Below are 14,262 nucleotides of genomic sequence, written 5' to 3'. Positions count from 1 at the left end.
GCCCGCGCGATTGAAAGACCAGATGACAAAAATTGTATTTCTGCTTCAATAGTTCGAAATGCAGACTTCATATCAAAGTCGAATTTCGACATCTTTTTCACCGCACCGGTGAAACGCAAGGCCCCTCTCTCGCCAATGGCGCACCGCTATATCCAAAAATCAGTTTGGCCAGCGTTCCAGACTGCAGATCGAACCTATACCTTCGATCATCTGGATGAGCTTTCATTGGAAGTCGTGGATTCTGGCGCTGTGTCCCGGCGGCTCGTTGTCACCTTCAGCGACCACGTCTTCACCAGAGATGCGGAGCCGAGCGATACATCAACGGGGATCTTCCCCGGGTGCAGCCGAAATCCAGGATATTTCTGCCCCGCACGGTATGAGGCCTCTCTCGCTCTGCGCGAACTGATCAATAGCTTCCCCAACCAGATCACTTGGATGCTGAGCGGAAATGATCGCTATGCACAACTGCCATTACATACCGACACCGGACAGGTGAGATTATATGCGATCATATTCACGCTTGATCGCGTGACCGGCATCCCGTTCGATCTGCATATGAAGATCCGATCCGCCTATTTTTGCCACACCAAGGCGCCGGATACCTTTGGATCGGTGAAATTCAAGCATCTGGTCAGGCTTCGCTGCGAAAACCGGCATCCGAAGAAGATCGCCGACCGAAACCGCCCGAGGCCTCGCATTTGAGGGCAATGGTCCATATCTCAGATACGGAAATGGCCCCTTTCGGGGCCATCCGGCATACGCCTCGGAGCGAAGCTCTTGACCCTTTCGGGCTGCTCTCCCCATACGGGAAGAACCCGTGAACACGGGTGGCGCTGGTTCTTCACACGCTCAATCACCAGCGATCTGAGCAGAAAATACACCCCCTTGGCCGAACCGTCAATTTTCGGCCCACTGCCATCGCCCGCAGCAACGCTCCCCCGTTACAAAACGCCACAAACCTGCATCACGCCCGCAAAGCCCATGCCCCTAAGTGAGCCCCCGCCCCGCAGCGGCGGCGTCCGGATCCGGGCGCGCGCGGGGCGTGAAGAAAGGGTTCGAACATGCGAAAGACGTGCGTTGTGGCGGCCGTGATCCTGGCCGCGTCGGCGGGCATGGCGTCCGCGGCCACCGGCGCGGTGGCGGTGAGCAATGTCAATCTGCGGGCCGGGCCCTCCACCGCCTATCCGGCGGTCACCGTGGTGCCGGCGGCGACCCCCATCGTCACCTATGGCTGCCTGCCCGGATATACGTGGTGTGACGTGGGCTATGGGCCGTATCGCGGCTGGGTGGCCGCGCCTTATATCCAGGTGGTCTATCAGGGCGCCCCGGTGGTGCTCACCGCGCCGGTGGCGCCCCGGGTGGGCGTGGTGGTGGTGGGCTTCGACCGCACCTATTGGGACACCTATTACCGCGCCTATCCCTGGTATGGCCGCTGGGGCAGCTATCCGCCCTATGGCGCGCCGCGCGTGACCTCCCACGGGGCGGCGGTGAATTGCGGCGGCGGGTCTTGCACCAGCGTGCGCGGCAGCACCGGCTATTATGGCGGCGCCACGGTGCAGACCCGCACCTGCGGCGGCGGGGAGTGCAGTTCCACCCGCACCACGGTGGGGCCGAACGGCGGGGTCGCCACCCGCACCCGCAGCTTCGAGCGCTGAAGCTTCGGCAGCTCATCCCACACAGCAGAACGCCCGGCGCTCCAGACGGAGCGCCGGGCGTTCTGGTTTGGGCTCAGTAGGGGCCGCAGCCGGCGGGCGGGGCGGCCATCTCCGACTGGCGGGCCGCGATCAGATCCCCCAGATGCCCCATCAGCCGCTCCTGCGGCAGTTCCGCCAGTTTCATCTGCTCGGGGGTGAGGGCGGCGCGCAGAGCGGTGATCGCGTCCTTCAGTTTGCGGGCGCCCTCGGCCTTGGCCAGCAGCGTATCCGCGATCGCTTCGGGCACGGCGAACGGCTTGCGCGGTTCCTTGGCCTGCTGTGCCTGCCACAGCGCCAGCCGCTCGCCGGTGGGCAGCATGGCGATCACCGCCACCGTATAGGCCCGCCACACCGGCACTTGCGCCGGGGTGATGCCGATGGCGGTCTCCTGCGCCGCCAGCATCGCACCGACGATCAGCCGCGCCCGCGCCGGATCATATTGCCCCAGGAACGGGGCGCCCATGGCGGGGGCGAGGGTGCAGCTTTCCAGCGTCGGGGGGGTCTGCGGCGCCGCGCCGCCATTGGCTGCGCCGCGGGCGGGAAGGGTGGCGGCGGCCCCGGCCACGGCGGCGCAGAAGAGGGACGCGAGTACGAACGTCTTTTTCATGATGTCGTCCTTGTTGCAGATGGACGCCATCACGCTAGCCAGGCCCTGTTGCACCGCGTGGTCAAAACAAGACGTTTTGTAACGCGGCGCCCCCGCCGGGGGCGCCGCCCGTCACGGCAGGGGGCTCACATGGCCGGCAGGATGGCGATGTCGCGCACCGCCCCGCCAAGGCCGGTGATCTTGCCGACGCTGGTGGACTTGCCCGTCGCCAGATCCACCTTGTAGAGGGTGTCGGCGGCCATCAGCCAGCCGGCATTGGTGCCGTCCGCCAGGGTGACGATGTCGAACGCATAGGTGGGGCCGGCCACCCCCAGCTTGCCCACGGCGGTGAGCACGCCGTCATTGGGCGGCGCCTGCTTCAGCAGGCCGCCGATGGTGGCGTCCACGTCATAGAGCGCGGTCTCCTTGGCGCCCTTCACCGCATTGGTATAGGCCCCGGCCACCACCTTGGGGGTCTCGCCCTTGTGCATGTCGGTCTCGGCGAACTTCAGCGCGCCGTCGGTGGTGACCTTGCCGTCATCCACATTGGCCCGCAGATTGGTGCCGTCGCTGCCGATCACCCGCAGCCGATCGGCCACCGGGTTGAAATCCACCGTGGCCAGGGTGCCGGCCTTCAGCGTGGTCTCCAGCTTGGAGACCTTGGTGGCGGCGCCGGTGGTGGGGTCGAGGGTCACCACGGTGCCGTCGGCCAACAGGGCATAAAGCTTGCCGTCGGCGGGGCGCACATCGAGGCCCAGCACGGCGCCGTCGATACCGGAGACGGTCATGGCCTTGCCGGCCTTCAGGGTCTTCACGTCCACCAGCGCGATGGTCTTGTCGCCCACCAAGGCGGCCACGGTCTGCGCCTGGGCAGAGGTGGCGGCCAGCACCAGGGCCAGGGTCGAGAGCGTCAGGGTCGAGACCTTCATGGGACATCTCCGTTGTGAGCCGAGTGTTTCGGCGGAACGGAGCGGCTACCCGCCAGCCTGCCCCATGGATGCAGCGGATTTAAATTTTTTCACCGACGGTGCGCGGCGGACGCCGCTGTGTATCCTGGCCCCGCTAAGGTGGCGCCACGTCAGGACGCAACCGACCCAGCCGCCCCCGTGTCAGGAGCCCCCGTGAGCGAAGGCGCCCTCTCTCTGTCGTCTCCCCCGTTCGGCGCCAGGTCCGCCGAGGATGCCGATCTGGCGCGGGCACTGGACGGCTGCGCCCGCGGCGAGCGGGCGGCGCTCAAGGCGATCTACGACACGCTGGCCCCGCGCATGGTGGGGGTGGCGCTGCGCATGCTGCGGCGGCGGGATCTGGCGGAAGAGGTGGTGCACGACACCTTCCTGCGCATCTGGGACAAGGCGTCCACCTTCGATGCCACCCGCGGGGCGGCGCAGACCTGGATCTTCGCCATCTTGCGCCATCGCGCCCTGAACGTGCTGCGCGGCGAGGCCCGCACCGATCTGGTGGGGGATTTCGAACCCCTGGGCCTGGCCGCCCCCGAGCCGGACGGCGAGGCGGTGGTGGCGGCGCTTTCCGAGGCCGGCGCGCTGCGGCGCTGCCTGGAGCGGCTGGAGCCGCAGCGGCGCGATGCCATCGTGCTGGCCTATATTCGCGGCCTCAGCCACGGGGAACTGGCCGGGCGCCTCGGCCAGCCCTTGGGCACGGTGAAATCCTGGATCCGCCGCGGCCTGCTGGCCCTGCGGGAGTGCATGTCATGAGCGCGGAACCCCTCACCGCCGACGCCCGCGACCGCCTCGCCGCCGAATGCGTGCTGGGCCTCGCGGACGGCGCCGACCAGGCCCTGTGCGACCAATTGCTGGCCGAAGATGCGGACTTCCGCGCTTTGGTGGACACCTGGCGCCTGCGCTTTGCGGAACTGGACTTTACCGCCGCGCCCCAGCCCGCGAGCGCCGACCTGTGGAGCCGGATCGAGACCGCCTTGCCCACGCCTCCCGCCGCGGAGATGCCCGCCCCGCCCGAGGCGCAGGCGGCGCCCGCGCGCCCGCTTCCACCCCCCCGCCGCCGCCCCAGCCGCACCTCGTTGCTGGTGGGGCTGTGGAATGATCTCGACATCTGGCGCGGTGTCGGCCTGGCGGCCAGCGCCGCGGTGGTGCTGCTGGCCATTGGCGTGACCCTGCTGGTGCGCGAGGCCCACCGCACGCCGGTGCTGGTGGCGGTGCTGCTGTCGGACGCCAACCGGCCGGGGGCGGTGGTGAATGCCTTCGCCGATGGCCGGACCGAACTGGTGCCGTTGCAGGCCATCGACGTGCCGGCGGGCAAGACATTGCAGGTGTGGACCTTGTGGGACCGTGCCCGCGGGCCGGTGTCCGTGGGCCTGCTGGAGGCCATGCGCAACCTGGATTTGTCCGTGCGCGGCCTACCCACCGCCAGCGCGGACCAATTGTTCGAGATCACCCTGGAGCCGGCGGGCGGCTCGCCCACCGGCCGGCCCACCGGGCCGATCCTGATGAAGGGCAATGCCAGCCGAACCCTGTAATCCCAAGCTATTGAACAGGCCGAGACCTGCGATCATGTTTCGCACATGACGTTGATTTGGCTCAACGTGGGTTGTGACAGACTGGCCTCTAGTGGTCTCGACGCCGCGCCGTCGCGCGGACAACGAGGCATAGGTCATGATGGACCTCGATACTCCCGCCAAGCGCACGGAAGCCGCGCGCGAGAAGGCGCTGACGGCTGCGGTGCGGCGGTTTTCCACCCAGGCCTACGAACAGGTGGGCCTGCGCCATATTGCGACCGACTCCGGGCTGGATGTGGCCCGGGTCCATCGGCTGTTCGGCTCGAAAGAGCAGTTGTTCGCCGAGAGCGTGCGGCGCGCCTTTGGCGACTGGCCCTCGGACGTGACCACGGCGCCGGCGCTGGTGGAAACCCTGATTGCCCATCTGCTGGCCCCGGAGGACCGGCCCGAGGGCGATCCGGTGCTGCTGCTGGTGCGCTCGGTCTCCGATCCCCACGCCGCACCGATCCTGCGGGCGCATCTGGAAGAACGCTTTCTGCGCCCCATGGCCGAGATCGCCCGCCAGGGCGAGGGCAGCGGCGGAACGGCGGACAGCGCCGACCAGCAGGCCGCGCTTCTGGCCGCCTGCTGCCTGGGCATCGCCATGCTGCGGGCGGTGATGGGGGTGTCCGCCCTCGCGGCGCCGGTGGATCCCGCCCTCACGGGCCGCATCACCCACCTGCTGCAAAGCTGCCTGGCGGCGGGCGCAAACGAGCGAGCCGCGACCGTGCCCCCCTCCGCCACACCGGGCATGGACGTGCCCGTCACCGGCGCAGCGCCCGCCCTCGTCGGTGCCATGGGCGCGCAGGCATGACGCGTAAGTCCATCATCATCGCCGCCTTGGTGCTCCTGGTCGCTGGGGCGGCGGCGGTCGGCACCTACGCCTTGCGCCATCGCCAGACCCTGCCCGCCGGCCTCATCGCCGCCAACGGCCGCCTGGAAGCCACCGAAGTGGATGTGGCCGCCAAGAATGCCGGACGCATCGCCACCGTCACCGCCGAAGAGGGCGACCTGGTCAAGCAGGGCCAGGTGGTGGCGCAGATGGACATGACGGAGACCGAAGCCTCCCTGCGCGGCGCCAAGGCCCAGGCCGAGCAGGCCCAGCGGTCCTATGAGCAGGCCCGCCATGTGGTGGAGCAGCGGCGGGGCGAGCTGGACCTGGCCATCAAGGAATTGCAGCGGGACGAAACCTTGCTCACCAAGGGCTTCGCCACCCAGCAGAAGGTGGACCAGGAGCGCACCTCCAAGGTCACCGCCGAGGCGGCGCTGAACGCCGCCATGAGCGCGGTGGCCGCCTATGAGGCGGCCATCCGCGTGGCCAATGGCGAAGTGGATCGCCTGACCCGCCAGGTGGCGGACGGCACGCTGGTGGCCCCGCGTAGCGGCCGGGTGCTCTATCGCCTCGCCGAGCCGGGCGAAGTGCTCTCCGCCGGCGGCAAGGTGCTGACCCTGCTGGACCTGTCCGATGTCTACATGACCGTGTTCCTGCCCGCCTCGCTGGCCGGGCAACTGGCGGTGGGCGCCGATGCCCGGCTGCTGCTGGAGCCGATCCCCACCATCGCCATCCCGGCCAATGTCTCCTTCATCTCCGCCCGCGCCCAGTTCACCCCCAAGCAGGTGGAGACCCAGAGCGAGCGCGACCGCATGATGTTCCGCGCCAAGGTGCGCATTCCGCAGACCCTGGTGCAGCGTTATATCGAGCAGACCAAGACCGGAGTGACCGGGGTCGCCTATGTGCGCCTGGACCCGAAGGTCCCCTGGCCCGCATGGCTGGAATCCGACTTCACCCAGGCCAAGGCGCCATGAGCGCGGGCGCCGGCGCGCCCGCCCCCCAGGCCTCCTCCCCCGCCGCGGGCGGATTCCAGCTGGCGGGCGTGCGCCACCTCTACGGCAAGACCATCGCCCTCGACGGGGTGGACCTCCTGGTCCCCGCCGGCGGCGCGGTGGCGCTGGTGGGGCCGGACGGGGTGGGCAAATCCACCTTGCTGGCGCTGATCGCCGGCGCCAAGCGCATCCAGATGGGCAGCGTCTCGGCCCTGGGGGCCGACATGGCCGTCAAAGGCCCGCGCGAGGCGGTGCAGCCGCGCATCGCCTACATGCCCCAGGGGCTGGGCAAGAACCTCTATCCCGGCCTGACGGTGGCCGAGAACATCGCCTTCTTCGCCCGGCTGTTCGGCGCCGATGCCAAGGCGGCCCAAGCCCGCATGGCCCCGTTGCTGGAGGCCATCGGCCTTGCCCCCTTCGCCGACCGGCTGATGCGCAAGCTCTCCGGCGGCATGAAGCAGAAACTGGGCCTGTGCTGCGCCCTGGTGCATGAGCCGGACCTCTTGCTGCTGGACGAGCCCACCACCGGCGTCGATCCGCTGTCCCGCCGCCAGTTCTGGGATCTGGTGGATGCCATTCGCGCCGACCGGCCGCAACTGGCGCTGCTGGTGGCCACCGCCGACATGGATGAGGCCGCGCGCTTTTCCCGCGTGGTGATGATGAATGATGGGCGCATCCTGGACGATGGCGCCCCCGCCGACCTGTTGGCGCGCACCGGCACGACAGATCTGGAGCGGGCCTTCATCGCGCTCCTGCCCCCCGATGCCCAGGGCGCCGACGATCCTCCGCCGGCGCGGGGCGAAATCCCCGCCGATGCCCCCGTCGCCATCGAATCCCGCGGGCTGACCCGGCAGTTCGGGGACTTCGTGGCGGTGGATCATGTGAGCTTCACCATCCGCCAGGGCGAGATCTTCGGCTTCCTCGGCTCCAATGGCTGCGGCAAGTCCACCACCATGAAGATGCTCACCGGCCTGCTGCCCGCCTCCAGCGGCGAGGCGCAGCTGTTCGGCACGGCGGTGGCAGCGGACGACATGGCGACCCGCCGCCGGGTGGGCTACATGTCCCAGAGCTTCTCGCTCTATGGCGAATTGAGCGTGCGGCAGAATCTGGAGCTGCATGCCAGCCTGTTCGGCCTCGCCCCGGACGCCGCCGCCACGCGGCTGGCGGAACTGGTGCATGATTTCGATCTTGCGGTCTATCTCGACCAGCTCTCCGACGGGCTGCCGCTGGGGGTGCGCCAGCGCCTGTCGCTGGCGGTGGCGATCCTGCACCGGCCGGATGTGCTGATCCTCGACGAGCCCACCTCCGGCGTCGATCCCATCGCCCGCGACAATTTCTGGAACCACCTCCAGCGCCTGTCGCGGGACGACAAGGTCACCATCTTCATCTCCACCCATTTCATGGCCGAGGCGACGCGGTGCGACCGCATCTCCTTCATGCATGCGGGCAAGGTGATCGCCACCGGCACCCCGGCGGCCCTGCAAGCGGACAAGCACGCGGCCAGCCTGGAAGAGGCCTTCATCGCTTATATGGAGGAAGGCGGACGCACCTCCGCCCCCGCCCCGCGCCTGCCGCCCTCGCCGGAGGGCGCCACCACCGCCCGGCGCGGCTTCTCCCTGCGCCGGCTGGGGGCCTATGCGGGGCGCGAGGCGACGGAATTGCGCCGCGATCCCGTGCGCCTCACCTTCGCCTTGCTGGGCACCGCGCTGCTGATGCTGATCTTCGGCTACGGCATCACGCTGGACGTGGACCATGTGCGCTTCTCGGTGCTGGACCGCGACCAGAGCCCGGAGAGCCGGGCCTATGTGGACACCTATGCGCACTCCTCCTATTTCCAGCAGGAGGCGCCCCTGGCCGACCCGGCCGCTCTTGATCGCGCGCTCAAGGCCAACGACATCGCCTTCGCCATCGAACTCCCGCCGCAGTTCGGCGCCGATCTGCGCTCCGGGCGGGCGACCGAAGTGCTGGTGACCGTGGACGGCGCCATGCCGTTCCGCGCCGAAACCATCGAGGGCTATGTCACCGGCGCCCACGCGCAATTTCTTTCCGAGGTGGCGGCCGCTGCCGGCACGCAGACCACCAGCGCCGCGACTCTGGCCATGCGCTATCGCTACAACCAGGCCTTCCGCAGCCTGGATGCCATGGTGCCGGCCACCATCGCCCTGATGCTGGTGTTCATCCCGGCGGTGCTCACCGCGCTGGGGGTGGTGACGGAGAAGGAACTGGGGTCCATCACCAATTTCTATGTCACCCCGGTCACCAAGCTGGAATTCCTGCTGGGCAAGCAACTGCCTTATGTGGGCCTCGCCTGCTTCAACTATCTGCTCATGGTGATCATGGCGCTGGTGGTGTTCCAGGTGCCGCTGAAGGGCAGCTTCCTCGGGCTGAGCGTGGCGGCGCTGGGCTATGTGCTCGGCACCACGGCGCTGGGCCTGGTCTCCTCCACCGTCACCCGCACCCAGGTCTCGGCGCTGTTTGCCACCGCGCTCGCCACCATGATGCCGGCGACCCAGTTCTCCGGCATGCTCCAGCCGGTGGCGACCCTGGAGGGCGGCGCCTATGTGCTGGGCACGCTGTTTCCCACCACCTATTTCCTGCGCGCCAGCGTGGGGGCCTTCACCAAGGGCCTGAGCTTCGTGGAACTGATGCCGTTCGCGCTCGGCTGCCTCGCCTTCTGGCCGGGCCTGCTGCTGATCGCCTTCCTGCTGCTCAAGAAGCAGGAGGCCTGACATGGGAAACGCCCTCCTGCCGCTGATCCGCAAGGAACTCATCAGCCTGTGGCGCGACCGGGCGATGCTGGTGTTCGTGCTCTACGCCTTCACCTTGGCCATCTATGTCCAGGCCAACGGCATGAAGCACGATCTCAACCGCGCCACCGTTGGCGTGGTGGACGAGGACAATTCCGCTCTGTCCCACGCCATCATCGATGCGCTGCTGCCGCCGCGGTTCCAGACGCCGGTGGCGATCGCCCCCGCCACGGTGGACCCGGCCATGGACGCGGCGCGCTACACCTTCGTCATCGACTTCCCGCCGAATTTCCAGGCCGACGTTCTGGCCGGGCGCTCGCCCGATGTGCAATTGCTCATCGACGCCACCGCCTTGATGCAGGCGGGGCTCGGCGCCAATGACATCGCGGCCATCTTCGCGCAGGAGATGGCCCGCTTTCTCGGCCGCGAGGGCGATGCCGCCACCCCGGTGGAGCTGAAGATCCGCGCCGCCTTCAACCAGACGCTGGAATCCTCCTGGTTCACCGGCACCATGGGGCTGATCAACAACATCACCATGCTCTCGGTGCTGCTGGCGGGCGCGGCGCTGATCCGCGAGCGCGAGCACGGCACCCTGGAGCATGTGCTGACGCTGCCGGTGCGCCCCTCGGAAATCATGATGGCCAAGATCATCGCCAATGGCGCGGTGATCCTGGCCCTGACCGCGCTCTCGGTGCTGGCGGTGCTGCAAGGGGTGATGGGCATGCGGATCGCCGGCTCGGTGCCGCTGTTTCTGCTGGGCGCCGCGCTCTATCTGTTCTTCTGCGCCTCGCTGGGCATCTTTCTCGGCACCCTGTCCAGTTCCATGCCGCAGTTCGGCCTGCTGTTCATCCTCACCATCCTGCCCATGAACCTGTTGTCCGGCGGCTTCACGCCGCTGGAGAGCATGCCGGTGTGGATGCAATATGCGGTGCAGGTCTCGCCCTCCACCCACTTCGTCGCCTTCGCCCAGGCCATTCTCTATCGCGGGGCGGGGCTGGAGGTGGTGTGGCCGCGCTTCGTGGCCACATTGGGTATCGGCGGGGTGTTCTTCGCCTTCTCTCTGGTGCGGTTCCGCGGATTTCTCGCCGCGCAGCAATGATCAGCCGCCGAACCGCCGCCCCGCTTCCAGGGCGAGGCCGGTGCCCACCGAGCCGAAGGTGTCGCCATCCACCACCCGCGCCGCCGGCAGGCAGGCGAGGATCGCGCTGCGCACATGGGCGAGGCGCGTGGACCCGCCGGTGAGGAACACCGCGTCGATATCGGACGCGGTCAGGCCCGCCTGGGCCAGGCAGATGTCCACCCTTTGCGCGATGCGGCGGGCCAGCGTCGCGGTGTGGTCTTCCAGGCCCGCGCGGTCCAGTTCCGCGTCCAGCTCCGCTTCCACCTCGGACAGGTCGAGCCGCGCCCGGCCCTCTTCCGCCAAAGCGATCTTGGCGCCTTCGGTGGCGATGGCCAGGGTATGGCCGCGCTGCTCCTCGATCACCTTGATCAGCCGCTCCAGCAGCGCCGGATGGGCCGCCTCCCGGCGCACCTCCACGATCTCGCGCACGGTCTTGGCGCTATAGAGCCGGTTGATGGCCGACCAGGTGGCGAGATCAAAATAATAGCCCGAGGGCACGTCGCGGTCGGCCTGCTTCATGGGGCTGCGATAGCCGAGCAGCGGCATCACCACGCCCAGCGAGAGCTGGCGATCGAAATCGGTACCGCCGATGCGCACGCCGTCATTGGCCAGGATGTCGTCGGCGCGATCGGGCCGCGCCCGCCGGTCCGGACCCAGGCGGACGATGGAAAAGTCAGAGGTGCCGCCGCCGATATCGGCGATCAGCGCCAGTTCCTCGTGGGCCACCTGCTGCTCATAATCCAGCGCCGCGGCAATGGGCTCGAACTGGAACGCGATCTCGGAAAAGCCCGCCGCGCGGGCGACGCCCTCCAGCGCCTCCTGCGCCTTGGCATTGCCGGCGGCATCGTCATCCACGAAGAACACGGGGCGGCCCATCACCACCTGCGTCAGCGCCACGCCGCGATCGGCCTCGGCGCGGGTTTTGACGGTGGTGACGAAATCGCCGATCACCTCCCGGAACGGGATGCGCCGGCGGCCCACATTGGTGGTCTCGTCGATCAGCGCCGTGCCGAGCACGGATTTCAGCGCCCGCATGAGGCGGCCGTCCTCGCCCTCCACATAGGCGCGCACGGCATCGCGGCCGATCCGGGCGATGCCGGTGCGGTCGTAGAAGACGGCGCTGGGCACCGTGGTCTTGTCGCCCTCCAGCGCCGCCAGCACGGGGCCGGCGCGGCCCGGCAGGCCGAGCGTGGTGTTGGAGGTGCCGAAATCGAGGCCGCAGGCCGCCATGGGGGATCTCCGAAGGGGCGGCTTGTTACGCGTTCGCGGGCGCCGGGGCAAGCCTTTCCGTGCTGCATCGCACACTGAGCGTTGGAGGGCCTGGACCAGACGACGGGATTTGGCGGGCGCTCTTGCCGTCGGCAAGCTTGATATCGCATTCCGCGACATCAAGTTTGGCGGGGCGCCATGAGCGATCCTTCGGAACGACAGTTCGACGGACTTCCCGTTCCCGTCATCCACCACCTGCGCGGCGTTTCTGTTTTGATGGACGAAGACGTCGCGAAACTCTTCGCGGTGACCACGGCACGCCTCAATGAGCAGGTTGTCCGCAATCTCGCGAAATTCGGTGACGATTTCGCATTCCAGCTCACGGCGGAAGAGTGGATCAGCTTGAAGTCGCAGTCTGCGACATCAAATCCCGGCCGCCACGGCGGGCGCCGGAAGCCGCCTCGGATGTTCACTGAGCACGGCGTTGTCATGGCCGCCACCGTCTTGCGCTCGGAGCGTGCGGTCGCCGCATCCCGTTTCATCATCGGCGTCTTTGTGGATGTCCGCCGACAGCAACTCGCGATCGCAAATGGTCGGAACCTGCCGGTGAGTGTCGAGCCCAAGAGCTTGCCGTCCTTTGCGGCGGAAGGGCGCCATGGGCTCATGGCGAAGCTTGAAGGGGCCCTCGGCCGGGTCTTGGATGCCATCGCCGATCCGGTGGCCCAAACCAGCGTTCGAGACGAAGCCCGCGCCATCGCCGCGGAGGGTCTGCAGGCCATCAAAGAGATGCTGCGCAAGACCGGCGCACAGAACGAGAAGACGCTCGCTGAAACCCACAAGCTCTTGAAGGAGGCCGAATCCATCGACGCAGAGATCAAGAACAAGCATATTGAGGGACAGCATCGCGAATTGGCCTATGTGGCCAAGCAATTGCGCATCATAATCGAGGTCCAGCACTATCTGGACACCGGAAGCGTCGAGGGCCTGCTCGCCACCCTCAAGGACCTCGGAGGCGCCTGAACCGCGCGGATTTCCTCACGGTCACCAAACCGTTGCAGATCTGTCACCGGCGATTCATCCAAAGCCAGCAAGCCTGCGTCAAACGTCGTCCGCCCGCCGCCCCCGGCGCGCGGACCGGACCGGAGGCGGACATGACGCGTTGGCAGACGGCAATCCGAGGCCTGGCAGCGGGCGCGCTGGCCGGCGCGCTCTTCATCGGCAGCCCCCTGGTCACGACCGCGATGGCCGCGACCGAAATCCAGTGGTGGCACGCCATGTCCGGCCCGCTGGGGGAGAAGCTGGAGAAGATCGCCAGCGACTTCAACGCCACCCAGACCGACTACAAGATCGTGCCCGTCTACAAGGGCAGCTATCCCGAGACCATGACCGGCGCCATCGCCGCCTTCCGCGCCAAGCAGAACCCGGCCATCGTGCAGGTGTTCGAGGTCGGCACCGCCACCATGATGGCCGCCAAGGGCGCGGTCTATCCGGTTTCCAAGCTGATGGCCGACGCCAAGGAGCCGTTCGATACCAAGGCCTATCTGCCGGCGGTGACGGGCTATTATTCCGACACGGCGGGGAACATGCTGTCGTTCCCGTTCAACTCGTCCACCACGATCCTCTATTACAACAAGGACCTGTTCAAGAAGGCCGGGCTGGATCCCAACACCCCGCCCAAGACCTGGCCCGAAGTGGAGGCCATGGGCAAGAAGCTCCAGGCGGCCGGCGTACCCTGCGGCTTCACCACCCAATGGCCGTCCTGGGTGAATGTGGAGAACCTCTCCGCCTTCCACAACGTGGCCATCGGCACCAAGCAGAACGGCATGGGCGGGCTCGACACCGCGCTGGAGATCAACAATCCCCTGGTGCAATGGCACTGGGAGAAGCTGGCGGAGTGGCAGAAGACCAAGCTGTTCGACTATGGCGGCCGCCAGGCCAAGGCCGATCCGAAATTCTTCTCCGGCGAGTGCGGCATCTCCATCGGCTCCTCCGCCGCCCGCGCCGCCATCCTCGCCAATGCCAAGTTCGAGCTGGGCTACGGCATGATCCCCTATTGGCCCGACGTGAAGGGCGCGCCGCAGAACTCCATCATCGGCGGCGCCACCTTGTGGGTGCTCTCCGGCCGCCCGCAGGCGGAATATCAGGGCGCGGCGAAGTTCTTCTCCTATCTCTCCCGCCCCGAGGTGCAGGCCTGGTGGCACCAGCAGACCGGCTATCTGCCCATCACCCAGGCGGCCTATGATTTGTCCAAGAGCCAGGGCTTCTATGCCCAGAACCCCGGCACCGATGTCTCCATTCTGCAGATGACGCTGAACCCGCCGACGGAAAACTCCAAGGGCCTGCGCTTCGGCTCGTTCGCGCAGATCCGCGACGTGATCGAGGAAGAACTGGAGCTGACGCTCGCCGGCAAGAAGACCGCCAAGGAGGCCCTCGCCGACGCCCAGCAGCGCGGCAACGACCTGCTGCGGGCGTTCGAGAAGGCGAACAAGTAGAGCCGAACGGACTTTCGCGCAGGAGGCGCACCCGCCCCGATTTCACCCTCCCCCCTTGCGGGGGAGGGCAGGGAGGGGGGT

At 67.7% G+C, this 14,262-nt stretch carries 13 protein-coding genes; 10 read left to right on the top strand and 3 right to left on the bottom strand.

Annotated elements, in window-relative coordinates; genetic code table 11:
- Positions 1–135 precede the first annotated feature (135 nt).
- Both AAG816_RS15665 and AAG816_RS15660 read left to right on the top strand, forming a co-directional pair.
- Positions 136–702, top strand: a complete 567-nt coding sequence (locus AAG816_RS15665) for a hypothetical protein (protein ID WP_341990589.1) — start codon at positions 136–138, stop codon at positions 700–702.
- A gap of 359 nt (positions 703–1,061) precedes the next feature.
- Entirely contained in the window at positions 1,062–1,655 is a 594-nt protein-coding gene (locus tag AAG816_RS15660; RefSeq protein WP_341990588.1) for an SH3 domain-containing protein, read from the top strand.
- Positions 1,656–1,728: 73 nt separating this feature from the next.
- On the opposite strand, the gene AAG816_RS15655 is transcribed toward AAG816_RS15660, so the two are convergent.
- Together AAG816_RS15655 and AAG816_RS15650 are read right to left on the bottom strand one after the other, a co-directional pair.
- The gene (locus AAG816_RS15655) at positions 1,729–2,301 is read right to left on the bottom strand and encodes a hypothetical protein (protein WP_341990587.1); all 573 of its coding nucleotides are present in this window, start codon (positions 2,299–2,301) and stop codon (positions 1,729–1,731) included.
- A gap of 125 nt (positions 2,302–2,426) precedes the next feature.
- A complete protein-coding gene (locus AAG816_RS15650; protein WP_341990586.1) occupies positions 2,427–3,209 on the bottom strand; it encodes a DUF4394 domain-containing protein in 783 nt (260 codons plus the stop codon).
- Positions 3,210–3,401: 192 nt separating this feature from the next.
- On the opposite strand from AAG816_RS15650, the gene AAG816_RS15645 reads away from it, so the two are divergent.
- From AAG816_RS15645 to AAG816_RS15620, 6 genes are all read left to right on the top strand, one after another.
- A complete protein-coding gene (locus AAG816_RS15645) occupies positions 3,402–3,992 on the top strand; it encodes a sigma-70 family RNA polymerase sigma factor (protein ID WP_341990585.1) in 591 nt (196 codons plus the stop codon).
- On the top strand, positions 3,989–4,771 hold the full coding sequence (locus tag AAG816_RS15640) for an anti-sigma factor (protein ID WP_341990584.1): 783 nt from the start codon (positions 3,989–3,991) through the stop codon (positions 4,769–4,771). Before AAG816_RS15645 ends, AAG816_RS15640 begins: the two co-directional genes overlap by 4 nt.
- A 136-nt stretch (positions 4,772–4,907) precedes the next feature.
- The gene (locus tag AAG816_RS15635; protein ID WP_341990583.1) at positions 4,908–5,603 is read left to right on the top strand and encodes a TetR family transcriptional regulator; all 696 of its coding nucleotides are present in this window, start codon (positions 4,908–4,910) and stop codon (positions 5,601–5,603) included.
- Positions 5,600–6,595 (top strand): HlyD family efflux transporter periplasmic adaptor subunit, encoded by a 996-nt coding sequence (locus AAG816_RS15630; RefSeq protein WP_341990582.1) that lies wholly within the window; start codon positions 5,600–5,602, stop codon positions 6,593–6,595. Before AAG816_RS15635 ends, AAG816_RS15630 begins: the two co-directional genes overlap by 4 nt.
- On the top strand, positions 6,592–9,342 hold the full coding sequence (rbbA, locus tag AAG816_RS15625; protein ID WP_341990581.1) for a ribosome-associated ATPase/putative transporter RbbA: 2,751 nt from the start codon (positions 6,592–6,594) through the stop codon (positions 9,340–9,342). The genes AAG816_RS15630 and rbbA overlap by 4 nt, the downstream gene beginning before the upstream one ends.
- 1 nt (position 9,343) lies before the next feature.
- Complete coding sequence (locus AAG816_RS15620; RefSeq protein WP_341990580.1) at positions 9,344–10,459, top strand: ABC transporter permease; 1,116 nt, start codon at positions 9,344–9,346, stop codon at positions 10,457–10,459.
- Here AAG816_RS15620 and AAG816_RS15615 read toward each other — a convergent pair whose 3' ends face one another.
- Positions 10,460–11,710, bottom strand: a complete 1,251-nt coding sequence (locus AAG816_RS15615) for an Hsp70 family protein (RefSeq protein WP_341990579.1) — start codon at positions 11,708–11,710, stop codon at positions 10,460–10,462. It lies immediately after the preceding gene.
- A gap of 177 nt (positions 11,711–11,887) precedes the next feature.
- Here AAG816_RS15615 and AAG816_RS15610 point away from each other — a divergent pair, with 177 nt between their 5' ends.
- Positions 11,888–12,709: an ORF6N domain-containing protein gene (locus tag AAG816_RS15610; RefSeq protein WP_341990578.1), complete on the top strand. Its 822-nt coding sequence runs from the start codon at positions 11,888–11,890 to the stop codon at positions 12,707–12,709.
- A 131-nt stretch (positions 12,710–12,840) separates the two neighbouring features.
- Positions 12,841–14,181, top strand: coding sequence for a sn-glycerol-3-phosphate ABC transporter substrate-binding protein UgpB (gene ugpB / locus AAG816_RS15605; RefSeq protein ID WP_341990577.1), 1,341 nt, complete (start codon positions 12,841–12,843; stop codon positions 14,179–14,181).
- The last annotated feature ends 81 nt before the right edge of the window (positions 14,182–14,262 follow it).

This window comes from Azorhizobium sp. AG788, from assembly GCF_943371865.1.
Classification (GTDB): domain Bacteria; phylum Pseudomonadota; class Alphaproteobacteria; order Rhizobiales; family Xanthobacteraceae; genus Azorhizobium.
The sequence above is the reverse complement of the archived record's forward strand: the minus strand, read 5'-3'. Positions and strand labels throughout refer to the sequence as shown.

Bases quoted from the DNA above. Each gene is read 5' to 3' on its own strand.
- rbbA (WP_341990581.1), top strand. From the start codon at position 6,592: ATGAGCGCGGGCGCCGGCGCGCCCGCCCCCCAGGCCTCCTCCCCCGCC.
- ugpB (WP_341990577.1), top strand. From the start codon at position 12,841: ATGACGCGTTGGCAGACGGCAATCCGAGGCCTGGCAGCGGGCGCGCTG.
- AAG816_RS15610 (WP_341990578.1), top strand. From the start codon at position 11,888: ATGAGCGATCCTTCGGAACGACAGTTCGACGGACTTCCCGTTCCCGTC.
- AAG816_RS15640 (WP_341990584.1), top strand. From the start codon at position 3,989: ATGAGCGCGGAACCCCTCACCGCCGACGCCCGCGACCGCCTCGCCGCC.
- AAG816_RS15615 (WP_341990579.1), bottom strand. From the start codon at position 11,710: ATGGCGGCCTGCGGCCTCGATTTCGGCACCTCCAACACCACGCTCGGC.
- AAG816_RS15665 (WP_341990589.1), top strand. From the start codon at position 136: ATGGCGCACCGCTATATCCAAAAATCAGTTTGGCCAGCGTTCCAGACT.
- AAG816_RS15630 (WP_341990582.1), top strand. From the start codon at position 5,600: ATGACGCGTAAGTCCATCATCATCGCCGCCTTGGTGCTCCTGGTCGCT.
- AAG816_RS15660 (WP_341990588.1), top strand. From the start codon at position 1,062: ATGCGAAAGACGTGCGTTGTGGCGGCCGTGATCCTGGCCGCGTCGGCG.
- AAG816_RS15620 (WP_341990580.1), top strand. From the start codon at position 9,344: ATGGGAAACGCCCTCCTGCCGCTGATCCGCAAGGAACTCATCAGCCTG.
- AAG816_RS15655 (WP_341990587.1), bottom strand. From the start codon at position 2,301: ATGAAAAAGACGTTCGTACTCGCGTCCCTCTTCTGCGCCGCCGTGGCC.
- AAG816_RS15650 (WP_341990586.1), bottom strand. From the start codon at position 3,209: ATGAAGGTCTCGACCCTGACGCTCTCGACCCTGGCCCTGGTGCTGGCC.
- AAG816_RS15635 (WP_341990583.1), top strand. From the start codon at position 4,908: ATGATGGACCTCGATACTCCCGCCAAGCGCACGGAAGCCGCGCGCGAG.